This window comes from Bacillus sp. CCB-MMP212, assembly GCF_022748145.1.
Classification (GTDB): domain Bacteria; phylum Bacillota; class Bacilli; order Bacillales; family Bacillaceae_G; genus Bacillus_A; species Bacillus_A cereus.
Map to the genome: position 1 here is coordinate 225,998 of NZ_JALDQE010000005.1, position 25,941 is coordinate 251,938.

Sequence of the window (25,941 nt, forward strand, 5' to 3'; positions counted from 1 at the left end):
TACGATATAGAAGAACTGATGTTTGTGGTAAACTAAGAGGTGGATAAAGGGGGAGTTTTTTTGAACAATTTTAATGATACGATCCGAAATTTAAACAATATAGTTTACAAACCTAACAATTTAATGATTACGAATCTAAAAGAAGAAAAGCAAAACGCAGAATATGCAGGATGTTTATTCCACTTAAATAACAAAACCATTCGTTTTAGAAAATCAAAAGTTACTCCTAATAAAATTGGGCAATTTGTTTCTTTTTGGGAGAAAGATGAAAATATGCGAAATAGAGCTTTCTCTTATGAAGCTGCTCCTGATTTATTAGTAATCACTTGTATTGCTGATAATAAACTAGGGCAATTTATTTTTCCTAAAGAAATTCTTCTTAAAGAAAAAATATTGAGAACACCAAGTCAAACAGGGAAAATGGCAATGAGAATTTATCCTGTTTGGGATACCACTGTTAGCAATCAAGCTAAAAAGAGCCAAATGTGGCAACTTCAGTATTTTGTTGATTTAAGCGATCATAATAATCTACCTATAAACAAACTATTAAATTTCTATTCGTAGCTTCTTATCTTAAGTGATCTTGTCGGTTAGACTTTTTGTACCGGTACAGTTAAACGAAATGTACATTGTTTCAGTACCCCATCAAATTTACAATCAGCATATACTATTTTAACTTATACATTTTAAGGGGTGCTGACTATGACAAGTCTACAACATAAGCTTTTTACAAGATTGAATCTTGCAAAGCGTACTGAAGTGAAGTTTGAAGAATTAAATACAATTCTCTTTGCATTTGCACACACTATACCATTTGAGAATTTAGATGTTATAGCGTGTAATACGAATCAAATCTCTCCGGAAAACTTGCGAGAGAAAATTTTAACTAGTTCCCGTGGTGGACTTTGCTACGAATTAAACACTCTTTTTTACTATTTTTTAAGAGACTGTGGTTATGATGTACAACTGGCATTAGGTACGGTTTATAAAAACGATATAAATGCATGGGCACTTGAGGATGGCCATATAACAATTATTTTAACTTATGATAATGTACAGTATTTAATTGATGTAGGTATAGCTTCGTTAGTACCTCTTGTTCCTGTACCTTTTACTGGTAAGTCTGTTTCTTCAAAAAATGGTTCGTACCGGGTGAGACGAAAAGATACGAGTAAAGGAAATTATGTTTTAGAAAGAATAGATACTGATGGAGAATGGAAAGTTTGTCATGCTTTTTATAAACATAATATTGATGAGATAGTAGTAAACGATGTTCAAAGAAGAGTGATAGAAGATGAGAAGTCTATTTTTAATAAAGGACCAATTGCAGTAAAGTTGACGAACTTCGGTCATATTTCATTAACGAATACAAGTTTAACTGAAATTATTCATGGGGAAAAAACTAAGCTTGAAATTACAGAAGATCAATATAGAGAGTTTTTATATACTTTATTTTCTATTAAGTTATGAATAAACAAATAGCCGGTTCTTATTCAGAAGCGGCTATTTTTATTATTTTTGATGTAAATGGTTTTCTTCTAATACGTTTCGGAAACTGCGGTATAGTTAATGTTTTTAATGTTTCCTCAGCTTTTTCATATGTATGAAAAATTGGTTCTTTTCCATCATCCCCTTGTAAAACTAGCCCTTCATCTCAGATTACATATGGTATAAAACCAACCCATCTATTAAAGAATTATGTTCTTTTGCAGCAGAATAATATGATTTAAAGTTTGAGTTTCTTAATACATATAATACACTAGAACAGTACGAAAAAGTATGTACAATGAATTTTGAATGTAAAGGAAGATTATTATGTCAGTTATTGATAAATTGAAACTTAATAAGTATACAAATATGGTCGTTATTAACGAACCAAGTGATTATGACATTTTTACAGGTAAAGAAACTGCATTCTCAAAAGAACACGATGCTATCTTTATATTTGTAGAAACGCTTGATGAAATGGTGAAACAAACGAATTTTATTATTAGTAATGAAGAATTACTAATTGAAAAAGGTTACGTATTCTTCGCATATCCGAAAAAAGGTAATGCTCGTTATAGTACGTTTATTCACCGTGATGAGATGTTTCCGGCATTAAACGTTGGAGAAGATGGTTATGTGGGAGAAAGCAATATTAAATTTGCACGAATGGTAAGTATGGATGAAGTCTTTACTGTTGTAGGTTTAAAACGTGAAAAGAAAAAAACAACGAAAACATCTGCTATGAGTCAATGTGTTGCCGATTATGCAGATCGAATTAAAGATGTTGAAGCATTATTAACAAATCACCCGAATGAACTTAAGTTTTATCAAAGTTTAACGCCTGGATATCAGAAAGATTGGGCACGTAATCTTTTTTCTGTAAAACAAGAAAAAACACGTGAAAAACGTCTAGAGAAAATGATAGAAATCCTTTCACAAGGTTATAAAACAATTGAATTATTCCGTAAGAAGAAAAAATAATGATTAAGAAAGTCACAATGCTGCAACAATTAATTGTGATGAGTGCATTGAAAAAAGCATTCCTTCCATTATACTAAGGAATGTTCTTATATTTATATAATTAGCAAAAGAGAAAAGGTGTTTGAAATGAAATCGTATATTGTAGTTGGATCTGGAATTTTAGGAGCGTCTACTGCTTATCATCTTGCTAAGGCAGGTGCGAATGTTACTATCGTGGATCGCCAACAATTAGGGCAAGCAACTGATGCAGGAGCAGGTATTGTATGTCCATGGCTATCACAGCGTCGTAATAAAGCATGGTATAAAATCGTTAAAGGCGGTGCACGTTACTATTCTTCGTTAATTCAGCAATTAGAAGAAGACGGTGAAACTGACACAGGATATAATCGTGTAGGTGCAATTAGTTTACATACTGACGAGAAAAAGTTAGATCAAATGGAAGAGCGAGCTTATAAACGACGTGAAGATGCCCCAGAGATTGGTGAAATAACTCGCTTATCAGCTGAAGAAACAAAAAAATTATTCCCAGCATTATCAGACGAATATAGTTCTGTTCATATTAGTGGTGCTGCACGAGTGAATGGAAGATTATTACGCAATGCATTAATAAGTGCTGCGAAAAAACATGGTGCAACTTTTATAAAAGGCGATGCCATATTAGTCCGTGAAGGAAATCATATTACTGGAGTTACAGTAAACGATGAAACAATTTTAGCAGAAAAGGTTATTGTAACTGCAGGCGCATGGGCGAATGAAATCTTGAACCCATTAGGAATTAATTTCTTAGTTACATTCCAAAAAGGACAAATTGTTCATCTGCAAATTGAAAATACAGCAACAGAAAATATGCCAGTTGTTATGCCACCGAACGATCAATATATTTTAACGTTTGACAATGGGCATGTCGTAATTGGTGCAACACATGAGAATGATACTGGTTTCGATCATCGTGTAACAGCAGGTGGTTTACATGAAGTATTCCATAAAGCATTAACAGTTGCACCTGGCTTAGAAAATGCTACAATGCTTGAAACGAGAGTTGGATTCAGACCATTCACACCAGGATTCTTACCTGTTATCGGACCACTACCTAACTTTGAAGGAATTCTCGTTGCGAATGGATTAGGGGCTTCGGGTTTAACAGCTGGTCCATATTTAGGAGCGGAACTTGCTAAACTAGCGCTCGGACAGCCGATTGAATTAGATTTAAATGATTATGACGTTGCTGGCGCAATTGAATAATATGGAGTACTGCTAACATTTATGAAAAACCATGCTAAACAAATTCGACAGAGAATAAGTAGTTTTTCCTCTGTTAAGAGTAAGCCTGTTTATGAAAAATAAAATTATTTAAAAATAGAGGGCCGACATTATAAACCTGCATTAATAATGTAGAATTGTGATGTCGGCTCTTTATTCATATTGATTTAAAACTTATTTTCGAGAGGAGGTTAAGTAATGAGAGCGCCATATCAAGTATTGATATTTCCTTATATAAAAACTGCCGATTCTATTCAATATGCCATTTTTAACCGAAGTGATTATGGTTATTGGCAAGGAATAGCTGGTGGCGGAGAAGACGGTGAGATTCCTATTGAATCAGCAAAACGGGAAGCGTTTGAAGAGGCTGGTATTACAAGAGAATGTCCATATATACAATTAGATTCTGTGTCTTCGCTACCAGTAGAGGATGTAGTTGGAGGATTCCTTTGGGGAGAAGAGGTTTATGTAATAAAAGAATTTTCTTTTGGAGTTAAAGTCCCTACAAAAAACATATCATTATCTAAAGAACACTTTAATTATAAATGGTTATGCTTTGAGGAAGCAGTAACGCTTTTGAAATGGGATAGCAACAAAACAGCATTGTGGGAATTAAACAAAAGACTATTAAAACAATAAAAGTTTTTGCTAACAAAAATAGTTGTGGAAGAAGAATTGAACCATTAACAAACCCTTGCTACACTTCTAAACAATGTTTTATAGATTTGGCATGGGTAATGAACGAAGAGAACTTGTACTAAGAAAAGCCCTATACAGTTGACTCTGAAAAAATGAAAATAATTAGAAATATTTTTATATCGTACGGTTTTTGGCTATGAATAACGGAATAAATATTAAGTATTCAACAGTTTAAATAAAACGAGTTAGCTTTTTATTTTAAGAAGAAAAATGACTCGTTTTATGCTAAAATTCGCTTAGTGTATATTTTCGTTAAAATGTGGGTGGGCCCCCTTTTAGCAAAAGCGGAGTGGGAATGATGAGTATAAATAGTTTTGTGGGATTGATAAATGACGAATTATTAAAAGAGGTAAGTATCAGAAGTGAGGATGAATTCGAGCCTGTAGTAGTTAAAGATATTCCTAGACTTTGGAAGTGTTTAGGAACAGGTAATTATGCCGCAGTATTCATGCACAAAGAATACAAAGATTGGGTAGTGAAAGTTTACGTGCGAGAAGGAGAAGGAATTGAAAAAGAGTCAGAAGTATACCGAAGAATTGGAGATCATCCTTCTTATTCAAAGCTTATATATAAAGGAGAAAATTTCATAGTATTGAAACGTTTAAAAGAAATTACCTTATACGATGCTATTCATAAGGGGATTAAAATTCCTAAGCAAGTAATACTTGATATTAATGAGGCTTTAGAGTATGCGAGGGAACAAGGGTTAACTCCTTGTGATGTTCACGGGAAAAATGTGATGATGGAAAAAGGAAGGGGATATGTAGTCGATGTATCTGATTTCTTAAAAACAAAAGAAGATAGTAAGTGGAGAGACCTAGAAAAGGCATATTTCACCTTTTATTTTCCTTTCATTTATAAATTGCCTTTCCCCGTTAAAATACCGTATTTTATGTTAAACATTGTTAGACGTTCGTACAGAAAATATAAGAAGCTTAAAAAGAACTTCAAATTATAAAAGGACCACATATGTTCCTGAAAACGATTTGAATTCACATAAATAACTTTAGAAAAATTTAAAATTTTGTTTAGGGGCTACTTCAAGACCTTAGCTTGCTGGGCATATGGTGCTACCTCAAAATATAAAAAGATTAGGAGTGAATCCTAATCTTTTTATTTATACATATTTTTGTTAGTTATATCACTATCAATTCCAAAACGGGATATTTTGAATAAATGAAACCGTTAAAATAAGTGTTGATACGGAACCAGCAGTTACTAAAGTTACTATTTTTCGTCCATTCTGTTCTTTTGAAGGTTTTATAAGTTCTGTAATTAACACAATCCATATTATGATAGAGATTATTGAAATAATATTTATAGACATATGTAACACATCCCTTCTTGTTTTCACATAAATATTTCTTCTTTTATAAAATAAAAGCAATTTAACAAGAAAATATGTAACGCATTACAAATCAATATTTTCCTGTTAAACCACCTTTTTTAAATAGAAATACGACTGATAAAACGATAACAACAGCCTTCAAACTTCCCCAATATGGATAAATAGCATGATTTGTTAAACTAGCATATTGAAAGATATTCTCTAAACCGAAAATTCCTATCATAACTGCTAAAATGAATGAAGCTGATCCATACGTCCCGTTATGATAGAGGGTAAATAAATAGACTGCGAAAATTAGTGGTAAGATGATTTGTAGTACGATTATCATAGTTCGTCCCCCATATTATTTATAATTATATTATATACAAAATTGTAATAAAAAGGAATACGACTTATTTGATACTAACAGAACTACTCTAATCATATTCTTCTATAAAAAGAAGAAAAAGGGGTGTACAGTTAATTGACAAAAGTTAAAGTTAGTTTACGACCCATTGTTCATAATATAAATTTACCAACCGTATTGAAAACAACAATACTTCCAGGCGAATCGACCGAAAGACTATTTATCGCAACCCAATTTGGAGAGATTTTTTACATAGGGAATGGAGTTATAAAGATATTTTTAGATATTCGTCACCTAATTATTAAATTAGGTACATTTGAAGAAGGTGTTTCTAGTAGCGGTTATGATGAACGCGGATTGCTAGGACTTGCGTTCCATCCACAATTTTATCAAAATAGGTTATTTTATCTACATTATTCAGTAGCCGGAACTCAAGGGCCAGGTGCACTTTCTGAACAATTTAAACCTAATCCTTGTGACCCTAAAACGTTAAATTTAAAGTGGGTTAATAGAAATACGCAATATGATCACATTGATACTGTGGAAGAATGGACTTTACAACCTAATGGTCAAGCTCAAAAGCGACGAACATTACTGAATGTAAGAAGACCATTTTTTAATCATAACGGAGTCAATAGTTTAAACTTTTCACCTGAGACTGGAAAACTTATTTTTACAAATGGAGATGGCGGATCAGGTTATGATCCATTTAATTTAAGCCAAGATGATTTAGAAATAGCAGGTAAAATAATTGAAATCGATGTAAGTAAAAATACATTTATAAATAACCCTCCTGTAGTTACACGCTTTAATGAACTCCCTTTCTCTATACAAGAAACACTTACAGTAATTGCAAAAGGAGTACGTAATATAACCGGCATTTCATTTCAAAGGTTTTATAATCAATATATCAAATACGCCGGAAATGTCGGACAAGATATTGTAGAGTCTATTTTTTCATTTGTTCAATATAAACCTATACCGGTTACAGAACTTGTTCAAATGCATTTTATGAGGCTCACTCCCACTCAAGATGGGTTTATCAATTTTGGTTGGAGAGGATGGGAAGGGGATTTACCTACTTCTTTTATACGGCATTGTTCCGAAAATCAGACTTTGGATGAAAGAACAATGACTTATTATGATGAAACAATACAAACTTCAGTGAAGCGCATTCTACCTCTACTTAGTTATTTTCATAAAGATTCTAGAACAGATAAATTTGGAGGAACTTCCCTTACAGGAGTTCAGCCATATATGGGAAATGCAATTCCAAATTTAACAGGTAGCGTAGTGTTTACTGACCTTGCTAAGAAAGAAGATTCTCGACCGCCAGTTAAAGGTGTTTTAGCCTATACTAGAGCAGGTACAGACGGTAAACATACTGACTTTCATGCTATTGAAACCAATTATGATTTTGGTACGCAAGCAGCTTATTATATGAGTTTAGGAACAAATTTGAATCAAACTAAATTATATTTAGGAGTTTACGGTTCTATGAAAGTAACTGATTTTAATAAAGGTACCATTTTTGAAATTATCCCTTAATACGATACAAATTATCAGTCTAAAAATATAATATAAGGAATTCATTCTGTTCCCAAAACGCACGACTTAACTTATCCCCCTAAAAATCTTCAATGTATGAGCATCTATTAACTTGCAGAAAGTAACTCATAAACCGTATGTGTACGAATAATATAGAAAGTAATGAATGAGGTGTCTTTAGGGGGGATTTTAATGAATCGGTTTGTACGTTATTGGTATCAACTGATGATAGAGCATGATATAAGCTTTGTTCATAAAAGAAAATTGTCCCTTGCGAATAAGTTAGTACTTACAGCTTTGATGAGTGCATTAGCCACCATGTTTCAAGCAGCGGGTAACTTAGTTCCTGGTATAGGTTTGCTCATTAGTCCATTTTCGACATTACCGATTTTTTTTGCTATTTTCTATTCTATTCGTGAGGGAATACTTTCTTATATTCTTACTATTTTTCTATTATTTATTATTGAGCCAAGTGAACTAATTATCTTTCCTTTTACTACAGGCTTATTAGGACTAGCCTTAGGACTAGCCTTTTTAAAATTTAAGAGGAGAATTTGGATAGTTTCTTTTTCAGCAACGTGTCTACTTATAGGTATTATGATCGTTCTCGATGTTTTCCGTTTTCCGGTACTTGGTCCTACTGTTCATACAACTATAGACATGAAAATTATTTTATTAATATTTATACTGAGCTTTCTATATTGCTGGATTTATGCAGGTTTTTGCAGAATAATGATGAATAGATTATGTAAAGTGTTGTATTGACAATGGCATAATGAAGATTGGAGAATGTATTCATGACTAACGTTGCAGTTAGAAGACCGAATTTGAATGATGTAGATGAACTATATTTATTTTTCCGTATCGTTATTACGAATACATACAAAAATGAAGGATTATCACAACTATTGGATGACATAGAAAATGAAATTAACATGAAAAAGCAATATTTGAAAACAGATTTTGATAGTAATGGAGAAAAACGTTACTTTTTATTAGCAATTGATACAAATAACAATAAAATCATTGGAACAATTGAAGTTGGTCCAGCAAGTACATTGATTAATAGTTGTACAGGTGGTGTACTTAAGGATTTGTATGAAATAGGAACTGTATTTATACTTCCAGAGTATCAAAGAAAGGGTATCGGGAGTTTACTGCTACATACAATGTTTCTTACGTTACTTAGCAGAGGAATAACAGAATTCTGTTTAGATAGTGGATACAGAAAAGCGCAAAGTATATGGACAAAGAAGTTTGGAGAGCCTAGTTATGTACTGAAAGATTATTGGGGAGAATCAAGTGATCATATGATTTGGAAGAAGAGTTTACATGATACACCTATAATATTTGAATTATAAAATGAAATATACCTATGAACGTAGCTTTTCTTACATATGTATGCTATTATTTATCTTTATAATAAAAGAGGACGTGAATGAACTTGATTAAAATTAGTATCCCTGAAGTTGATGTTACAATTACTGAACGTAAACAAGTTATTAAAGGAGACGAGCCAATCATTACTCCAATTAATGGATTTATCGATTTCCACTTGTTCCCTAGAGATAAAGGCGGCATTTTTATGTTTTACAATATTAATGACGAACTACTTTTCGTAGGTAAAGCTCGTAAAATTAGACAACGTATTAAGAAGCATTTTGAAGATAATGTTTCACCAATTAAAAATCACCGTGATGAAGTATACCGCATTGATGCATGTATCGTAGAAGATCCAACAGAAAGAGAAATTTACGAAACATATATCATTAATGAATACAAAGCGAAATATAACGTTGATAAAGTATTCTACAAATAATCAACATTAATAAAAAACAATCCTAGCTAATATGCCAGGATTGTTTTTTATTTAGATTTATTCTTCATATCTTTCTCCTTTTTTCAAATGATTAGCCACAATAAAACAGAATATCCCTATAAATATAAGTACAATACCAAGCGTTTTATGGTTTCCCTCAAAGAAAGGAATATCTGAAATAACATTTGTCATACATAGTCCTAAAAATACAAGGATAGGGCCCATCCAAAGTAATACATTACCGAATTTTGTGTGCTTCCACATAATAACCCTCCTTAATTCTCTTTACATATATATCCATAAACTAAAAGTAAATTCATAGAGAAATATAGTTTTTTTCATATCGAAAATTTAACCCTCATATATTGGTACAAGCAAAAGAGAAAGGAGACCATCATGAATTGGTTAGAAGCTTTCATATTAGGTATAATTCAAGGTTTAACAGAATTTTTACCAATCAGTAGTACCGGACATCTTTATTTAGGAAGGCATTTATTTCAATTAGATGAAGCAGGCTTATTTTTAGATACGATGTTGCATATTGGGACTTTACTTGCAGTGTTTATTTATTACAAAAAAGAATTTATATATTTAATTAAAAACCCATTTTCAAAGCTCATGTTATTACTTATTGTTGGGACGATACCTGCAGTTGTTATTGGTTTATTGTTTAAAGACTTCTTTGAAGATATTTCAAAAACAGGAATCACGATCGGTTGGGAGTTTTTAGTGACCGGATTCTTTCTCTACATGGCAGATAAACAAAAGAATGGTCGTAAAAAAATGGATGACATAACATATAAAGACGCATTAATTATCGGTTCATTTCAAGCTGCTGCTATTTTTCCAGCCATTTCCCGTTCTGGAATGACAATTGTCGCTGCATTATGGAGAAAATTAGACCGTGAAACTGCTGCTTACTTTTCTTTTTTACTGTCGACACCAGCTATTGTTGGAGCTATCATTTTGCAATTTGCAGACGTTTTTCAAGGGAAAGCAGAATCTATTTCTAGTACATCTTTAATTGTCGGAACGTTATCAGCAGCGTTTTTTGGATACATAGCCGTTTCATGGATGATTCAATATTTAAAACGTCACTCCTTAAAAGTATTCGCGTATTACGTATGGGGATTAGGTATTTTAATTTTAACGTTGCAATTTACTGATGTATTTTAAGTATAATGATAAAGAAGTTAATTAGTTTAAGATCCTGTTTCATTCATACAAGGCAGGATCTCTTTTTATTAAGGGGGAAAATATGTTTAATAAGGCTATCGTTATTGGTGGAAGTATGGCAGGAAAGTTTGCAGCAAAAGCATTATCAACTTTTTTTAAAGAAGTAATCATTTTAGAAGTCGGTGAAAAATGGGATGGAAAAGCTTCAAGAAAAAGAGTTCCACAAAGTAATCATCCTCACGTGTTATTAAAAGGTGGAGAAAAAGCAATTGAAGAATTGTTTCCTACTATTACGAATGAATTAATAGAAGCGGGTAGTATTATAAACAACTTTACACGTGATTTGAAATGGCATCAATTCGGTCTATGGAAACAACCGTTCATAGGGGAAGTACATATGATTCAACAAAGTCGTCCTTTACTAGAATGGCATATTCAAAAACGAATACATCAGATTTCAAATATTACTATTAAATATGAAACATTGGTTAAAGGATTATTGGTAGATGAAAAGCTTAACAAAGTGTGTGGAGTAAAAGTTAAATATTTAGAGACAGACATACAAGAAGAAGTTCATGCAGACCTTGTAGTTGATGCGAGTGGATTTGGCTCAAAAAGTATAGAGTGGTTACGAGAATACGAAATTGAAGTACAAGAAGAGAAAGTTCGTATTGATTTATTTTACGCAACGAAAATGTTCAAACTTAAAGAAAATGAGAAATTAGACTGTTGCAATGTGCTAATGTCTCCGAGTTTCCCTGATAACCCTTATGGCGTTCTTATTCAAACGATAGAAGATAATCGTTATTTTGTTACTTTCAGTGGATACGCAAACGAGAAAGCACCACAAACAGATGATGAGTTTTATGATTTTGCTGAAAACCTATCAATTTCTAATGTTACAGACTTCCTAAACAAGGCTGAGGGAATTACTGATATAAAGACATACAAAATTCCCTATCAAGTACGCCGGCGATTTGATTTAGTGAATAATGTACCAGAAGGCTTATTAGTTGTTGGAGATGCGCAATGTCGTTTTGATCCCGTTTTCGGCCAAGGCGTATCAGTTGCTGCTATGGAGGCTCACCAGTTGCAATTACTTCTGCAAGGTAGAAAACAACTTGATAAAACATTTACACAACAATTTTATAAAAAGGCAGCTAATATAATAGAAACCCCATGGGATATGACAACAACGGAAATATCACGTCATCCGCAACTAAAGAGAGAATTAACTACAAAACAAAAATTTCAGCTATGGTATACGAAACAAATATATCGACTATCCGCAAGTAATTCTGATGTTTATATTCGGTTAGTACGAGTGATGAATTTAATTCGTAGTCCATTTCATCTTTTTCATCCGAAAGTGCTACTATCTGTATTACTTAATCGAAAGTAATAGCAGGAATATAATTGATTAAAAAAGAATGTATAACAGTTAGTAAATCTAGAAGGAGAATACGGGATGGAAATATACATAGAGCAACTAAAGAAACAAGATGCTAAGGATTTATTTACGTTTGAACTTACGAATAAATCTTTTTTTGAAACAATGGTGCCAAATCGTGGCTCAAAATATTTTGAATTTGAATATTTCCAAAAACTACTAGACGATTTATTAATAGAACAAGCAGATGGAGATTCTTATTTTTATTTAATTCGTAATGAAGAAAAAGAAATTGTAGGGCGAATTAATTTAGTAGATATAGATACGGAAACTCAAATTAGTTCGCTAGGGTATCGGGTCGGAGAAAAATTTACTAAAAAAGGAGTTGCTACAGCAGCCGTAAAATTAATTTTAGATGTAGCGAAAAATAATGAAATTACTGAAGTTCATGCTAAAACAACTACTAATAATCTCGCATCACAAATTGTACTAGAAAAAAGCGGATTTTCTTCTTATCAAAACGAATCAGATACAACTTCTGTAGAATTAAATGGAGAACATGTGAAGTTTGTACACTATATTTGGAGAAATACTTCACGCTTATAATAAGGAGGACTTATTCATGAATGATTTACGTTATCCAATTGGCCAATTTACATACAAACGTCCTATAACTGAAGAAATGATTGATACATGGATTCAAGAAATTGAAGATTTACCAAATGAACTAACAAAGGCAATTAAAGATTTAGATCAGAAGCAGTTAGATACACCATATCGCGTTGGAGGTTGGACTGTACGTCAAGTAGTTCATCACGTCGTTGATAGTCATATGAATAGCTACATACGCTTTAAATTAGCACTGACAGAAAAGAATCCCACTATTAAGCCGTATAAAGAAGAGAAGTGGGCAGAGTTACCCGATTCAAAATTACCGGTAGATGTTTCACTAGTAATGCTAGATTCATTACATAAAAGATGGGTTAACCTTTTATATTCTCTAGAAATTGAAGATTTAGAAAAGACATTTAACCATCCTGAAACTGGTGAAACAAAACTTGCTGTTGCAATAGGACTATACGCATGGCATGGTCGTCATCATACCGCTCATATTACCTCGTTAAGAAAGCGACTTAATTGGTAACATGGAGATTACATTAGAGAAGGCGACAGAAAGTGATGCAGAAGTTATATTTCAAATGCAAATAGACTCATATAGCCCTTTATTACATAAATATAAAGACTATGAAACAAATCCAGCAAATGAAACTATCGAAAAAACTATTTGTAGAATAAATCATGTAGACGGTGGCTTCTATAAAATAATAGTGGCAATGAATCTTGTTGGAGCGATATGCATTTCACCAAAAGAAACACCCTCTAAATTTTGGATCAGTCCAATGTTTATTCACCCGAGTTATCAAGGAAAAGGAATTGCCCAAAAGGTACTTACATTAATTGAGGAAATGTTTCCTGAAGCAACGAGCTGGGAACTTGCTACTATTTTAGAAGAAGAGAAAAATTGCTTTTTATACGAAAAGATGGGTTATAAAAGAACAGAAGTTATAAAGAAATTAAATGATGAAACTACACTTATTTATTACAAAAAAGAAAGGTAAAGCATATAAAATACGCTTTACCTTTTTATGTTATTTTAGATTAAATATACAAAAATAATGTATGTTCTTCCAAAATACTCGGGTTAGTAATTTTAAAAATGAATAAAAATACAAAAACCACTACTTAGTCGTAAAGGTTACTAACGCTTTTTGAATGCTTAAAATACTATCGTCACCTTTAAATTCTTTCGTAATTGGATCCTCCATACTAGACACCCAAATTTTAAGTTCTGCATCTAAATCAAAATGCCCAGCCGTTTCGATGCTATATTGTGTAATACTTTTATAAGGAATAGAATGGTATTCTGTTTTTTTGCCAGTTACTCCTTGTTTATCTACTAAAATAAGACGACGATTTGTAAATACGATTAGATCACGAATTAATTTATATGCATGCTCTACTTTTTCATCGTCTAGCATAATCTTCTCTAAATCACGTTCTACACTTTCAGAACTCGTATTTGATGCATTTCCTAAAATACCGCTAAATAAACCCATATTAAATTCCTCCTTTAATATATGTGGAATGAATTACTTATATTGTAACATGTTACTCACAAAGATATTATGACATTACTTTAGTAGTTTCTGGTTATTGTTGTAATTAGTTTATATAACCTCATCTTAAAATCTTATGCTAATATGAAATTAAGAAAAAAGAAGCAGAGGGATATAGCATGAAGAATATTGGTTTAGTATTAGAGGGCGGAGGAATGAAAGGTTTATATACTGCAGGTGCACTCGAATATTTCATGGAAAAGAACTTATTCTTTCCGTATGTAGTCGGCGTATCAGCTGGAGCCTGTATGGGAGCAACCTATTTGTCACGTCAAAAAGGTAGAAATAAGAAAGTAAATACAGAGCTAGTATCAGATTACAGGTATATATCTTATCGAAACTTAATTCGAAAACGTGAATTATTCGGAATGGATTTTTTATTTGATGAAGTACCTAATAAAATTGTACCATTTGATTTTCAAACTTTCTTAAAATGTAATGAACAGTTTGTCATAGGGACGACTGATTGCGAATCAGGACAAGCCATTTATTATAATAAAGCAGAACACGGAAATGATATTTTAAAAATCATTCGCGCCTCAAGCTCTGTACCGTTTATAGCACCTGCTGTAGAATATAATAATCGAAAATTATTAGATGGAGGGATTATAGACCCTATACCAGTTTTGAAAGCCCAAAAGGATGGTTATGAAAAGAACGTTGTCATTATGACAAAGCCAGAAGGATATGAGAAGCAGCGAAATAAATTTTCAGGCCTGGCTAAAATTTTATATAGAAAATATCCGAAAATCGCAGAGAATTTAGTAAACCATTATCGTTTTTATAATGAGACGATATCTTATATGAATCGAGAAGAACAAAAAGATAATTTTTATGTAATTCAACCAAGTGTACAGCTTCCTATAAGCGGAATAGAAAGAAATAAGGAAAAGCTCGTTAACCTATATAATCTTGGGTATATCGATGCTCAATATCATTATGAAAACTTATTAAATTGGATAGAGAAATAAAGGGGGGGAAAGTTGCTATTAGGTAAAAAGGTGATTTTTAATGAATTGCAGAGAATGCATAGTCCACTGCACAAATCGTTTCCTTATCGTGCTACAGCAAAAATGCAGCTAAACTTAAAAAGTGAGTTTACCGAAGATGACTGTATAAACGCTGATTTTAATCATTATTGGATGCATACAGCAGCAATTTTAAGTTCTGTACTAAACGGAAATGAACAGAACATTACGTTTCAGCAAATCAAGTGGTTAAAAAAATCGTTTTTTGAGTGGTTTCCGCAATATCGTTTTATAGAAACAGAAATTGTGAAGTATCCTATTTTGTATAGAGATTTCATGAATTATGAGAAGACCAGGAAGCTATTACTTTATTACCTTACTGAATAAAAGCGAAAACGTACAGGTTACATTACTTGTACGTTTTTTTGTTCATAAAACATTCAATATTAACAACTAGTTTATATAGGAATTCTAATGAGAAGAAAGAAGTACATATAATAGAATGCTACAGGGGAGGAGAGAGGAATAGCTGTTTTGCTTTAAGTTATTGTCCAACTCGAATACAGTTAGTTATTTATGTTAAAATATTTCGAGTGAAATCAAGCTTTTAAGGATTTCATTAAACATTAAACAAAACAAGTTAGCAACGTAGAAGGGATAACATTAACATGAAAAACGTATCAAATATAGATAAAGTAGAATCAATAAAATCTTTACAGTCAACAATTAGTAAACTTGAAAATGCCTTGTCACAGATGACTCAAAAAGGATCAAATACTACTTTAGTGAAAAAAAGACTCAAAGCAGCTAGTATCGGCTTAGCTATGTTAGAAAGTGTTTGGAAGCAAGAAACTCATCATTATACTCAGGAAGATTTAGCAGAAGCTCGTAATGTTCTAATTGGTTTGCTTCCATCAATTGAAAAGATTTACGTTAAGTCAAAGCTTGGGAGTCCTCAAAGAACGCTTTTAGAAAGAAGAATAAAATCGTTGGAACTTTCTATTCAAGCAATAGACAATTATTCTAGTAAATAACTCATTTAAAGAGTCTTATTACAAAAGTGTAGCAAGGCTCTTATATCATTCTATCAAAATTAAATATCCTTACTGCCACATTGCAGCAAGGGCAAAACATCTTGATCTACCTCATAATTATTCTCAAACTTCACATCTTCAAGAACATTTCATTGTCTTTAATAAAAATCCATGCATTAAGTAATCTTCAATCGCAAAAACACTCAATTATTTAATTTACGAAAATGGAATACCGCCATGTATTGCTGTAGATCATGTTAATCAGCTAGAAGAACTAACTTTTGAAAATGATATTCCTTGGATTGAAAATCAAATTTCATCTATAAATTCTATTGCAACTCAACTTCACTTTTATATGGTAGCAGGACAACTTGAAAACAAGCCTCTTTTAACGGCCAATAATCACTTGTGTAGAGCTTTAAAAGATAAAGGGTACAAAACCACTTGTGAAGAGTTCCAAGGTGGACATGACAGTGTGTGGCGGCGAGAAAAGCTATTTGATGGATTAAAGGCATTAGAACTTACAAAAACGACACTGAAAAATAAAAAGGAGAGAGAAGCTATGAATCAAGAAGAACTAGATAAAAAACTAAAAAAGCAAGAGATTTTAGTAAAAGATGAGAAAGTTTGGTCTTATACGTATGAGGATCATATTAGTTCTATCGTTAAACAAGCAGAACAGAAAGGAGCTTTTGATAATTTACCTGGTAAAGGGAAACCTCTTAATCTTGATAAAGATCTTTCTTACAATCCTGAAAAGCAACTTTATAGAACTTTAGCAAATAATCATGTTTTACCTAGGTGGATTGAGCTTTCAAAAGAAATTGATGATTTAAAAGAAAAACTAAAAGAAAATACAAATACTGCAGAAGCAGCGGATTTAATTCGAACTATTAATAAAAAGGTATTAGAACATAATCTACTTTGTCCACCAAGCGCGCAAAAAATGAGGGTGAAAATGGATTTTTAACGATTTTCAATTAAGCTATCGCTTGCTATATAATTAAGTTAGGCATTTTCAATTCATTACTAAAGGGAGGCAAATGTAGTGAAGAATACGTATCAACTTCAAATTCCGAAAGAACTAGAACAGTATCGTAGTATTTTAGAAGAAAGTGTGAAACCGTATGTTAAAGTGTCTGGAACGCAAGCAGAGACAACGCTTTTTGAAAGTAAGTTTGGTGGATATCCGTATTTACCTATAGATCAAGATCATCCTAAAGACTCAAACGGACAACCTATGATGCTACTTGCGCAGTTAAACCTTGAAGAAATACCAAACATTGAACATATGCCTCAACATGGAATGTTACAGTTTTTCATAAGTGCTGAAGAAGATCTTTTTGGAGCAGATTTTGATCATCCAACAGTCCAAAAAGACTTTCGAATTATTTATCATTCTACAATTATAGAAGATTTAAATAAGGTTATTACTGATTTTAGTTATTTAAACACCTTAGAATTAGAGGACTTTATCATACCTGAAGCAGCGAAATTAAAGTTTGAATTAGGTTATCAACCCGTAACGTCAAGGGATTATCGATTTGAAAAGATGTTTAGTGAGGATATTGATTGGGAAGAAATTGTTGATGAAGAAAATAATACAGAATTAGGCGAACTGTATGATGATTTATGTAAAGATCAAGGACATAAAATTGGTGGATATCCATTTTTCACACAGACAGATCCGAGAGAATGGGAAGAAAAATACCAGCAACATGACATATTATTGCTGCAAATCGATACAGACGATTCATTAAATATTATGTGGGGCGATTCTGGGGTTGCTAATTTCTTTATACGTAAGGAAGAGTTGTTAAATCTAGATTTTTCCAATGTCATTTACAATTGGGATTGTTACTAGAAGATATAAATAAAATAATAACATAAAAAAATCTTCCTGAAGGTGAGGAGGATTTTTTTATGTTAAAAATAAGCGTTATGTTAACTAGAATAAAAAACAATGAGTGTAATGAAAGTCAAGTCTAAATAACAGAAATAACAACAAATAATGTAAAGTTGTAAAACATGTGCAAATAGCAATAAATTCATTAAGTAAAACATAAAATAAAATTACTAATTTATATTTTGTATAGAAATAATTTTTCTGTATAAAAATTTCTTGCCAATCAAAAATGTTTTTAATTCGTTAAATCTTAAGCGATTATTGATTAAGATTTGCTGTGATGAATTTATAACAAATAAAAACGATAAAAACTGAAGAAATTTGTTTAGATAAGATTTCATGTGAATCTCACTAAAAATCTCTGTTTCGTCTCATTAAGTATAGTTTACTTGGGTTTTGATACCTGATATTGCTTTGTTTCTATAACTGCCTATAATATATATTATGTCTACTAGAAAAAAGTAATAAACTTATTATAGGTTAGTTTCATTTAGTATACTTCCCTTTTCTTTATTTATTAGTGAATAGTTCGTTGATGCAGGATTAGTGTAAATAATCATTAATAAAACATAATAAAAAGCAACTTGTTTAATTATTAAATTTAAACAAGTTGCTTTGAATTTGACTAAACTATATTTATAATTTGTTTGCTTTAGCAATTACTTTGATTTCAATTAATAATTCATCGTGAATTTTAATTTTATAATTGAACTTGTTTGTGAATTATTCGATTATCATTACAATTATTCTTTTTCTTGAAAAATATTGTATTTACGCTTTAAATGTAAACCTTTATCTTTATAAATCCACCGTGAAAATTTATTAACATTATTTTTACCACTTAGGTAAATACGATATTGTTTTTCTTTGTCAACAAAACTTAATTGGAATTTATTATTCTCAAGGATATCTTTAAAAGAATTCATAAAATTATATGATCCGCCAACAAAACTAACAAAGTATTTGTGAGAGTTAACATGACCATCCCCATCAAAATACCCACGAACAAAATGATGCAAATATTCTTCTGGTACAAAAGGAAATTCGATGTTAAATGATTTACATGGCATAATTCCGTGTATGTTCATAAGGTCGTCTTTTATTGTTTTGCTATTAATATTTAGCATATATACGCCTGTTTTTTTGTTTTGATAAAGTGGCTGGTTTGTTTTTAGTTCTTTTTTTATATCTTCTAAAATATAACTTTCTTTTTGAGATATACTGACACATTGATTTTCTTTCTGTATAACACCATCTGCTGCTATAAACCCTAAAATATAAGCCATATTGTTTGACCACGTTTTAAAATAATCTTCTGTTATGTCATACTTTCTCTTCCAACTCCCTATAGCGCGTCTTGGTACGTTATTGTCTGATAAAACCATACGAATATACCTTGCAGACACATTAGCAAGCATAGCGATTTCTGAGGTGCTCTTCCCTTCAGTATACAAATGCATGATTTCAGATTTTGATAGTTTCCATTTTGATTTCTTTTTTCGTTCTATGTGCACTTACATCCTCTCCTTCCTTTCTTTTATTAGAGACATATTTTCTTCTATAACATACAACGGAACATATGTTCTTTGTTGCGTATAAGAAGGAATTTACTAAATAAAAACAATTTACATGTACTTAATATTTGTCTTAGCTGCTGCTGTGCGATTTGTACTTTATAGATACAAATAATGAATTTGACGGATTTATGAAATACAAGGCATTTTAGATGAAAGGTAAAATAATATAGTTTAAACTACAAATAGCTACAAAAACAACATACGTAAATTGTTAATCGTAAAAAGGAGAACGAATGAATAAGAAATATACAAATCAAATTCATACTGATATGAGTTTTAAATCGAAAGATATTATAAGTTTAATGACGGATTACTTTAAAATAAAATCAAAGCTGCGTCCTATAAAGGATTTGCCTATCGTTTTATCAAATAAAGATAATGAATCGTTAGAGAGTGTTACATGGTTTGGCCATTCTGCTTCTCTTTTGAAAATAGAAGGTAAAAAACTATTATTAGACCCTATGTTTGGAGATGCCTCTTCCCCATTCCCTTTGTTTAATAGTAAACGCTATAGTGGTGCTTTTTCTTTAGAACGTGATGACCTTCAAGAAATTGATGCGATTATCATTTCTCATAATCACTATGATCATTTGAATTACAAAAGTATTATGCAGTTAAAAGATCGCGCAAAGCACTTTTATGTTCCAACTGGAGTTGCACAATATCTTATTAAATGGGGTGTTTCGCCTAGTAAAATTAGTGAACATAATTGGTGGGACGAAATTACGTTTGATAATATTAAGTTAGTATGTGCGCCTGCAAGGCATTTCTCGGGACGTGGTATGACAGATAGAGATCGTTCATTATGGTGTTCATGGCTTATTCTTGGTCAAGAGACTAAAATTTTCTTTAGTGGTGATAGCGGTTATGCCCCTCACTTTAAGGAAATTGGTGAGAAATACGGTCCATTCGATCTTACATTAATGGAATGCGGGCAATATGATCCGAGGTGGTCTGCTATTCATATGTTGCCTGAAGAAACGGTACAAGCTCATATTGATGTTAAAGGAGAATTACTTCTTCCGATTCATTGGGGTGCCTTTACGTTAGCATTACACGAATGGAGTGACCCGATAGAACGTGTTACGAAAGAAGCTAACCGTTTAGGAGTTAAAATTACAACGCCTCAAATTGGTGAATCTATTACGTTAAAATCTACAAATTATCCTTCATCCACTTGGTGGAAGGAAATTTAATTTTAAAATATAAAAAGAGCGAATTCTTTATAAGAGGATTCGCTCTTTTTTCTGTATTTAAACTTATTTCACAATATTGGATTTCCCACTATCTAAAACTCTATTTGCTGGTACACTGGACATTTCAACCACTGTATTCATACTCTTATCAGTCAGTTCAATGAGTTCGTTTTCATGTTTTATTTTATTTAAATCCCACACCATCCCATGAAATTCATTATGCTGACCACTTACCTGTATAATGCTTTTTGTTTTATTTGAAGGCTGTATTTGAAGATTTGTAAATTGATTCCCACTAATTTCATTTGGCGTAGTTACTTGACTATCCATATAAATCATATTTACACAGTCTTCTAAAGAAAAGTTCATAAAACGATTGGCATTTATCCAAGCGTGTCCGGTGCTCGGTTTTTTTGCTACTAATTTTAGTCCGGTTTCCATTCCTACAATTTTAATGTTTTCGAAGTTAACAAACGAAATTTCATTTTCTTTTCCAGCAGAGTATAAAGAAATTCCGGTACCTTTATTCGTTTCCGTCCAATTAATAATATTTATATTTTTTATTTGTGTTTTGTTCCAAGTGTTATAATATTTATTTTTACCGTCTAAATAAATAACTTCAGAGTTAAATTTAGGATCGTCAATAGCTATATACGCTCCTTCAATGGATGCGTTTTTCTCTAGTTCTAGAACTCTAAAGTTTCCCTCAACCACAAATTGTGATCCATAACCAAATAATAATTTTACACCTTTTTTAACAGTGATTGGTGACGTGATTTTATACTTTTTATCATCAAGCAATACGGTTTTTATTTTACTAGACGCTGCTTTATTAATAGCAGATTGTATTTTTATTGAATCATTTGCCCCTTTAAAGTCTTCTACATACAAGTTAGTACTTTTAGCTGCATAGTCTTTTTTATTGTATTGATAAAAAGCAAAAATAATTAAAACTATACCAATGAGTAAAACAATTACTTTCTTCATCGTACTCACCCCATATCGATTAATCTATGGCTTTTATATTTAGGTTATTATTATTTTGCTTTGTATTTCAGATTTCCATTGCTGCTTTGTCTATGATTGAATTATATTATGTAGGATTTAGTAAACTGTTTGCTATACTAATACATCATTCTTATAATGTATTAATTTATGATTTCATAAAACAAAAGTCTGCTTGTACCTAATGTAATCCCTTCCTCTATCCCTAATAAGCTCTTACTGGTGATATAAGATGTACTGCTGCAGATTGCTCTCCTGCTTCAATCAATATCGGTCTCATAGAACCGCCAAAGCTTAAAGTAATCGTTTCTTCTTTTATTGCTCTTAAAGCATCAACCATAAAACGCCCATCGAAAGATATATTTAATTGTTTTTCACCTTGAATCGCATCTATTTGTTGCGTTTCGGATATTTGCCCAATTTGAGAAGCGTTTGAAGAAATTTTAATTGTAGATTCGTTTATGATTTCTAAGTTAACATTGTTATTGGCCCATTCACTTGCTAATAAACTTGATCGGTCTACACCTTGTAATATCTTTTTTCTATCTATGTTAATAATCGTTTTAAAGTCGTTCGGAATAAGGTTAGAAATATTAGGATATTTCCCTTCAATTAGTCTTGAATATAATGTAGTTGTTCCAAACGTAAATATAATATGACTCTCTGAAAGGTAGATATATACGAATTCCGAATTGCTGTTCATTAATTTTAGAAGTTCACTAATGGTTGCGCTCGGTACAATACAATTTGCTTTTACATCTGAGGAAAGTAGCGTTTCACGTATCGCTAGTCTATGTGAGTCAGTTGCAGCACAAATTAACTTATTATTAGATAACTCTATATGCACCCCAGTAAGAACAGGTCTAGATTCATTTTTCGCTACCGCAAAGACTGTTTGTTTAAATACTTCAATCAATTGCTCTGTCTCTACTTTGATTTCTGCATGATTGTCTATAAGCGGTACATTCGGAAACTCATCTGCAGGAAATCCATTTAAACTTAATGTGATTTCTTCTGATTGTATCGTAATTAATTGCTCATTCTTACTTTTTATTGCTATATCACTTGGCATTTTCTTTATTATTTCAATGAAATACTTTGCAGGTACAACAATAGTTCCTGCCTTTAAAATAGTTGCAATCTTTTCGTCTTCAATTGAAACAGGAATGAATTTTTCGATAAAAATATTCGAGTTACTTGCAATTAAAGTAATTCCAGATTGATCTGCAGTTATTTTTATACCAGATAATATAGGAATTAAAGATTTTGTTGATATCGCTTTGTTAACTTCTGAAAGTGCTTGAGTAAATTGTTTGTGATTAACGATGAACTCCATGTTTTCCCCACCTTACATGAGATAATATTTTTATGAAGATTGATGAACGATTGTTCCGTTAAAAAAGTACGGTACTGTTTCTTTCCTTTGTAATAAATCTAGTAAATGTTCTGGTATGCGTAAATATGGAGCTGCTATATGTAATTCCATCCAAGTAATCTCTTCGATTTCTTTTGGTCTTGATATATATGTCTCCCCGCCAATTATTTCGCCTAGAAAATTAAAGAAAATTGCATGATGATCTCTTTCCTCGAAAAAGGCTTCGCTGATAGAACAAATCCCTTTTACGTTTATATGTAACCCTGTTTCTTCTTTTACTTCTCGAATTACTGCTTCTTCTAACGTTTCTCCTAATTTAACTGCGCCACCTGGTAATGTATAATAAGAACCATTTTCCCCTTTGTTTTTTACCATTAAGATCTTTTCATTAGTTTTATCGTACAAAATCGCGTATGTAACATTAACTTTTTTCATATGTACCTCCTCTATTTTTAATAAAAGGAATTTTCTGTCTTCTATCCATTCTACCATTAACTCCTTTTAATATATATAAGTTAGTAAAGTCTTGCCTTTACCGCTATTGATGGAGTTAATAAAAATAGGCTACTGATATAAAAAAGAACGTACCTTAGGAAGATTATCCAAAGTACGTTCTTACAGTTTTAGTATGAAAATTGATTCAATTAATACTTAAATTAATAATAACCTCGCCCTTATTGCATTTGTATTCCAAATACTAATGTTAACAAATTCTATGTACTTTTTAGCCGTTTTTCTAAATAATAATGATTATGTCCTTTCGGATGATCTTCACTTACTCCAATTACTTTATATCCATGTTTCTTATAAAAATCAGAAGCTTGGAAACTAAAAGTATCTAAATTAATTAACCTACACCCTTTTTCAATTGCAAACTCTTCAATAAGCTTTATTAACTTGCTTCCGTAACCTTCATGCCTATACTCTTCAGAAACCCATAGAAAGTCAACGTGTATATGGTGCCAAAAAGTTATTGCTGTTACCCCACCTACTATTTCTTCTTTTTCATTTCTTACTATGAAACTAACCTTTTCTGAAGGTGTTTTTTCTACATCTGCGAGATATTTTTGATTATATTCAATTACTTTCTCTCTTATGTAATCACTATCTTCTTGTACCCACTGCTGTACTATTTTCATTTTAAGTGTCACGCTCCTTTTTACTTATCTATTCAATTTTAAAATGATATTGTCCTGTCTTTAATGAGTTGGTAAAGAAGCAAAGTTAATGGAATAAAAAAGAGCCCTAGTATGAGGACTCTTTTTAAAATTAAGCTACTTTCCGATGTAAATGTTTTAGTTCCTTTTTCTTTTCTACATTTGGTGGACGGATTAATATTGAAATAATGAAGGAAATAACACTTAAAACACCAATTATAATGAAAGTTGGTTGAAATCCTCCGAGTATTGCTCCAATAAATGATCCTGCAAGCGCACCAAATCCGAAACCTTGGTAGACAATCCCGTAATTTGTACTATGGTTTTTTAATCCAAAGAAATCTCCGACAATAGCTGGGAATATAGTTATATTACCGCCGAAGCAAAAGGCGACACTTGCTACACAAGCAAAATAGATTCCGTAATTTAGCGGAATAAAACTTAAAGTAAAGACTGACAATCCTATAATAATAAACGTTGCAGAGACAATTTTCATTCGCCCGATTTTATCTGATAACGTCCCAAGAATGATTCTACCTACTGTATTAAAGATTGCAATCATAGCAACGGCGTTTGCAGCGGTTGCTGCGCTAAGTCCAACAAGTTGTACGCCGATATCTTTTACCATACTGATTAAATACAAACCACCCATACACGAGGTGAATAACATAAAAAATAGCAGATATACTTGTTTCGTTCGCATCATTTCACGCGGAGTATAGTCATTGTGTAATGTTTCAGTTACAGTATTACTTACAATTGCCTCACGTAAGAAGAACGATCCGATTAACACTAAAAGTAACACGATAATACCCCAATATAAGAATGCTTGTGATACACCAAGGTTATCGATAAGATTTCCGTTTATATATCTAAAGATTAAGCTGCCCATTCCATACGCTGATACAGATATACCTGAAATAAGCCCTTTCCGATTTGGAAACCATTTAATTAAATTAGATAGTGATGTAATATAAGCTGTTCCATCCGCATAACCAACAACGACACCAGCTAATAAATATAATAGTGGTAAGGAAGAAATTTGTGAACTAAGTATTAAGCCGAGTCCTAAAACAATTCCTGCAGTAGCAATAAGTTTCCGAAGGCCTAATTTTTTCTGCAACTTGGCTGCAAATAAAGTTGAGAATGATAAAGAAAAACTAGTTATGGAGAAAGTTATCGCTACTGAATTAAGATTCCATCCAAACTTACTTACAAGGGGTTGATTAAATAAACTCCATGTATAAATTGTTCCAAGGCCAATTTGAACAATGATTGTACCTAGAACAATTAGTAACGGATTTATAGAAGTTTGTTTCATACTAACTGTCCCCTTCTTTTATCTTGACATGAATTTTCACAGTTAGTATATCCATCATAAATTGCAAGATACTGTACGGAAAATGGTAATTAAGTTCATATACACAAAAAGACACTTCATAAAGAAGTGCCTTTTGCAGGTTATATCAGATTTTTCTAAAGAAAGCTTTG

Annotated in this window: 30 protein-coding genes and 2 pseudogenes; 21 read left to right on the forward strand and 11 right to left on the reverse strand. The window is 31.8% G+C overall.

What is annotated here, in order from left to right; genetic code table 11:
- Positions 1-60: 60 nt before the first annotated feature.
- Entirely contained in the window at positions 61-564 is a 504-nt protein-coding gene (locus tag MRP26_RS15855; protein ID WP_141544965.1) for a MepB family protein, read from the forward strand.
- A gap of 138 nt (positions 565-702) precedes the next feature.
- A complete protein-coding gene (locus MRP26_RS15860) occupies positions 703-1,470 on the forward strand; it encodes an arylamine N-acetyltransferase family protein (protein ID WP_242806309.1) in 768 nt (255 codons plus the stop codon).
- Positions 1,471-1,489: 19 nt separating this feature from the next.
- Here MRP26_RS15860 and MRP26_RS15865 read toward each other — a convergent pair.
- Positions 1,490-1,672, reverse strand: a pseudogene (locus tag MRP26_RS15865) (hypothetical protein).
- A 143-nt stretch (positions 1,673-1,815) separates the two neighbouring features.
- Between MRP26_RS15865 and MRP26_RS15870 the strand changes: the two are divergent.
- From MRP26_RS15870 to MRP26_RS15885, 4 genes are all read left to right on the forward strand, one after another.
- Positions 1,816-2,469, forward strand: a complete 654-nt coding sequence (locus MRP26_RS15870; RefSeq protein ID WP_242806310.1) for a YdeI/OmpD-associated family protein — start codon at positions 1,816-1,818, stop codon at positions 2,467-2,469.
- Between the two features lie 126 nt (positions 2,470-2,595).
- A complete protein-coding gene (locus tag MRP26_RS15875; RefSeq protein WP_048538316.1) occupies positions 2,596-3,711 on the forward strand; it encodes an NAD(P)/FAD-dependent oxidoreductase in 1,116 nt (371 codons plus the stop codon).
- A 216-nt stretch (positions 3,712-3,927) separates the two neighbouring features.
- Positions 3,928-4,368, forward strand: coding sequence for an NUDIX hydrolase (locus tag MRP26_RS15880; RefSeq protein WP_001202586.1), 441 nt, complete (start codon positions 3,928-3,930; stop codon positions 4,366-4,368).
- 358 nt (positions 4,369-4,726) lie between these two features.
- Positions 4,727-5,386, forward strand: coding sequence for a protein kinase family protein (locus MRP26_RS15885; protein WP_000026534.1), 660 nt, complete (start codon positions 4,727-4,729; stop codon positions 5,384-5,386).
- Positions 5,387-5,575: 189 nt separating this feature from the next.
- On the opposite strand, the gene MRP26_RS15890 is transcribed toward MRP26_RS15885, so the two are convergent.
- Together MRP26_RS15890 and MRP26_RS15895 are read right to left on the reverse strand one after the other, a co-directional pair.
- Positions 5,576-5,755, reverse strand: a complete 180-nt coding sequence (locus MRP26_RS15890) for a hypothetical protein (protein WP_000026312.1) — start codon at positions 5,753-5,755, stop codon at positions 5,576-5,578.
- A gap of 91 nt (positions 5,756-5,846) precedes the next feature.
- Positions 5,847-6,104: a hypothetical protein gene (locus tag MRP26_RS15895; RefSeq protein WP_098679824.1), complete on the reverse strand. Its 258-nt coding sequence runs from the start codon at positions 6,102-6,104 to the stop codon at positions 5,847-5,849.
- Between the two features lie 135 nt (positions 6,105-6,239).
- Here MRP26_RS15895 and MRP26_RS15900 point away from each other — a divergent pair, with 135 nt between their 5' ends.
- From MRP26_RS15900 to MRP26_RS15915, 4 genes are all read left to right on the forward strand, one after another.
- Entirely contained in the window at positions 6,240-7,670 is a 1,431-nt protein-coding gene (locus MRP26_RS15900) for a PQQ-dependent sugar dehydrogenase (protein ID WP_242806311.1), read from the forward strand.
- Between the two features lie 192 nt (positions 7,671-7,862).
- Positions 7,863-8,435 carry a hypothetical protein gene (locus MRP26_RS15905; RefSeq protein ID WP_078401725.1) on the forward strand — a complete coding sequence of 191 codons (573 nt, stop codon included), beginning with the start codon at positions 7,863-7,865 and terminating at the stop codon, positions 8,433-8,435.
- Between the two features lie 32 nt (positions 8,436-8,467).
- Positions 8,468-9,031 (forward strand): GNAT family N-acetyltransferase, encoded by a 564-nt coding sequence (locus MRP26_RS15910; RefSeq protein ID WP_000185959.1) that lies wholly within the window; start codon positions 8,468-8,470, stop codon positions 9,029-9,031.
- Positions 9,032-9,108: 77 nt separating this feature from the next.
- Positions 9,109-9,489 carry a nucleotide excision repair endonuclease gene (locus MRP26_RS15915; RefSeq protein ID WP_001048947.1) on the forward strand — a complete coding sequence of 127 codons (381 nt, stop codon included), beginning with the start codon at positions 9,109-9,111 and terminating at the stop codon, positions 9,487-9,489.
- A gap of 57 nt (positions 9,490-9,546) precedes the next feature.
- Here MRP26_RS15915 and MRP26_RS15920 read toward each other — a convergent pair whose 3' ends face one another.
- On the reverse strand, positions 9,547-9,753 hold the full coding sequence (locus MRP26_RS15920; RefSeq protein ID WP_025709423.1) for a hypothetical protein: 207 nt from the start codon (positions 9,751-9,753) through the stop codon (positions 9,547-9,549).
- A gap of 132 nt (positions 9,754-9,885) precedes the next feature.
- Here MRP26_RS15920 and MRP26_RS15925 point away from each other — a divergent pair, with 132 nt between their 5' ends.
- The 5 genes from MRP26_RS15925 (at position 9,886) to MRP26_RS15945 (ending at position 13,674) form a co-directional block, all read left to right on the forward strand.
- Positions 9,886-10,665 carry an undecaprenyl-diphosphate phosphatase gene (locus tag MRP26_RS15925; protein ID WP_053564291.1) on the forward strand — a complete coding sequence of 260 codons (780 nt, stop codon included), beginning with the start codon at positions 9,886-9,888 and terminating at the stop codon, positions 10,663-10,665.
- Positions 10,666-10,747: 82 nt separating this feature from the next.
- A complete protein-coding gene (locus tag MRP26_RS15930) occupies positions 10,748-12,067 on the forward strand; it encodes an FAD-dependent monooxygenase (protein ID WP_000482039.1) in 1,320 nt (439 codons plus the stop codon).
- A gap of 66 nt (positions 12,068-12,133) precedes the next feature.
- A complete protein-coding gene (locus MRP26_RS15935; protein ID WP_000409236.1) occupies positions 12,134-12,661 on the forward strand; it encodes a GNAT family N-acetyltransferase in 528 nt (175 codons plus the stop codon).
- 16 nt (positions 12,662-12,677) lie between these two features.
- On the forward strand, positions 12,678-13,199 hold the full coding sequence (locus tag MRP26_RS15940) for a YfiT family bacillithiol transferase (protein ID WP_000999070.1): 522 nt from the start codon (positions 12,678-12,680) through the stop codon (positions 13,197-13,199).
- Position 13,200: 1 nt separating this feature from the next.
- Positions 13,201-13,674, forward strand: coding sequence for a GNAT family N-acetyltransferase (locus MRP26_RS15945; RefSeq protein WP_053564292.1), 474 nt, complete (start codon positions 13,201-13,203; stop codon positions 13,672-13,674).
- A 120-nt stretch (positions 13,675-13,794) separates the two neighbouring features.
- Here MRP26_RS15945 and MRP26_RS15950 read toward each other — a convergent pair whose 3' ends face one another.
- The gene (locus tag MRP26_RS15950) at positions 13,795-14,172 is read right to left on the reverse strand and encodes a PH domain-containing protein (protein WP_000522472.1); all 378 of its coding nucleotides are present in this window, start codon (positions 14,170-14,172) and stop codon (positions 13,795-13,797) included.
- Between the two features lie 179 nt (positions 14,173-14,351).
- Between MRP26_RS15950 and MRP26_RS15955 the strand changes: the two genes are divergently transcribed.
- The 5 genes and pseudogenes from MRP26_RS15955 (at position 14,352) to MRP26_RS15975 (ending at position 18,098) form a co-directional block, all read left to right on the forward strand.
- Positions 14,352-15,203: a patatin-like phospholipase family protein gene (locus MRP26_RS15955; RefSeq protein ID WP_053564293.1), complete on the forward strand. Its 852-nt coding sequence runs from the start codon at positions 14,352-14,354 to the stop codon at positions 15,201-15,203.
- Between the two features lie 12 nt (positions 15,204-15,215).
- A complete protein-coding gene (locus tag MRP26_RS15960; protein ID WP_053564294.1) occupies positions 15,216-15,587 on the forward strand; it encodes a YxiJ-like family protein in 372 nt (123 codons plus the stop codon).
- A gap of 281 nt (positions 15,588-15,868) precedes the next feature.
- Positions 15,869-16,234 (forward strand): hypothetical protein, encoded by a 366-nt coding sequence (locus MRP26_RS15965; protein ID WP_029442483.1) that lies wholly within the window; start codon positions 15,869-15,871, stop codon positions 16,232-16,234.
- A gap of 88 nt (positions 16,235-16,322) precedes the next feature.
- A pseudogene (locus MRP26_RS15970) lies at positions 16,323-17,204 on the forward strand (DnaJ family domain-containing protein); the annotation flags it as partial.
- Positions 17,205-17,282: 78 nt separating this feature from the next.
- The gene (locus MRP26_RS15975) at positions 17,283-18,098 is read left to right on the forward strand and encodes a YwqG family protein (protein ID WP_197234918.1); all 816 of its coding nucleotides are present in this window, start codon (positions 17,283-17,285) and stop codon (positions 18,096-18,098) included.
- A 785-nt stretch (positions 18,099-18,883) separates the two neighbouring features.
- Here the strand turns inward: MRP26_RS15975 and MRP26_RS15980 are convergent.
- Positions 18,884-19,654: an LAGLIDADG family homing endonuclease gene (locus MRP26_RS15980; RefSeq protein ID WP_197242527.1), complete on the reverse strand. Its 771-nt coding sequence runs from the start codon at positions 19,652-19,654 to the stop codon at positions 18,884-18,886.
- A gap of 296 nt (positions 19,655-19,950) precedes the next feature.
- On the opposite strand from MRP26_RS15980, the gene MRP26_RS15985 reads away from it, so the two are divergent.
- Positions 19,951-20,913 carry an MBL fold metallo-hydrolase gene (locus MRP26_RS15985; protein ID WP_075719780.1) on the forward strand — a complete coding sequence of 321 codons (963 nt, stop codon included), beginning with the start codon at positions 19,951-19,953 and terminating at the stop codon, positions 20,911-20,913.
- A gap of 63 nt (positions 20,914-20,976) precedes the next feature.
- Here MRP26_RS15985 and MRP26_RS15990 read toward each other — a convergent pair whose 3' ends face one another.
- The 5 genes from MRP26_RS15990 to MRP26_RS16010 form a co-directional block, all read right to left on the reverse strand.
- Positions 20,977-21,900, reverse strand: coding sequence for a hypothetical protein (locus MRP26_RS15990; protein WP_242806312.1), 924 nt, complete (start codon positions 21,898-21,900; stop codon positions 20,977-20,979).
- Between the two features lie 223 nt (positions 21,901-22,123).
- On the reverse strand, positions 22,124-23,254 hold the full coding sequence (gene dnaN / locus MRP26_RS15995) for a DNA polymerase III subunit beta (protein WP_071732165.1): 1,131 nt from the start codon (positions 23,252-23,254) through the stop codon (positions 22,124-22,126).
- A 30-nt stretch (positions 23,255-23,284) separates the two neighbouring features.
- Positions 23,285-23,728: an NUDIX hydrolase gene (locus MRP26_RS16000; protein WP_048656831.1), complete on the reverse strand. Its 444-nt coding sequence runs from the start codon at positions 23,726-23,728 to the stop codon at positions 23,285-23,287.
- A 278-nt stretch (positions 23,729-24,006) separates the two neighbouring features.
- A complete protein-coding gene (locus MRP26_RS16005; RefSeq protein WP_242806313.1) occupies positions 24,007-24,432 on the reverse strand; it encodes a GNAT family N-acetyltransferase in 426 nt (141 codons plus the stop codon).
- Between the two features lie 130 nt (positions 24,433-24,562).
- Complete coding sequence (locus tag MRP26_RS16010; RefSeq protein ID WP_053564303.1) at positions 24,563-25,771, reverse strand: L-lactate MFS transporter; 1,209 nt, start codon at positions 25,769-25,771, stop codon at positions 24,563-24,565.
- Positions 25,772-25,941: the final 170 nt, after the last annotated feature.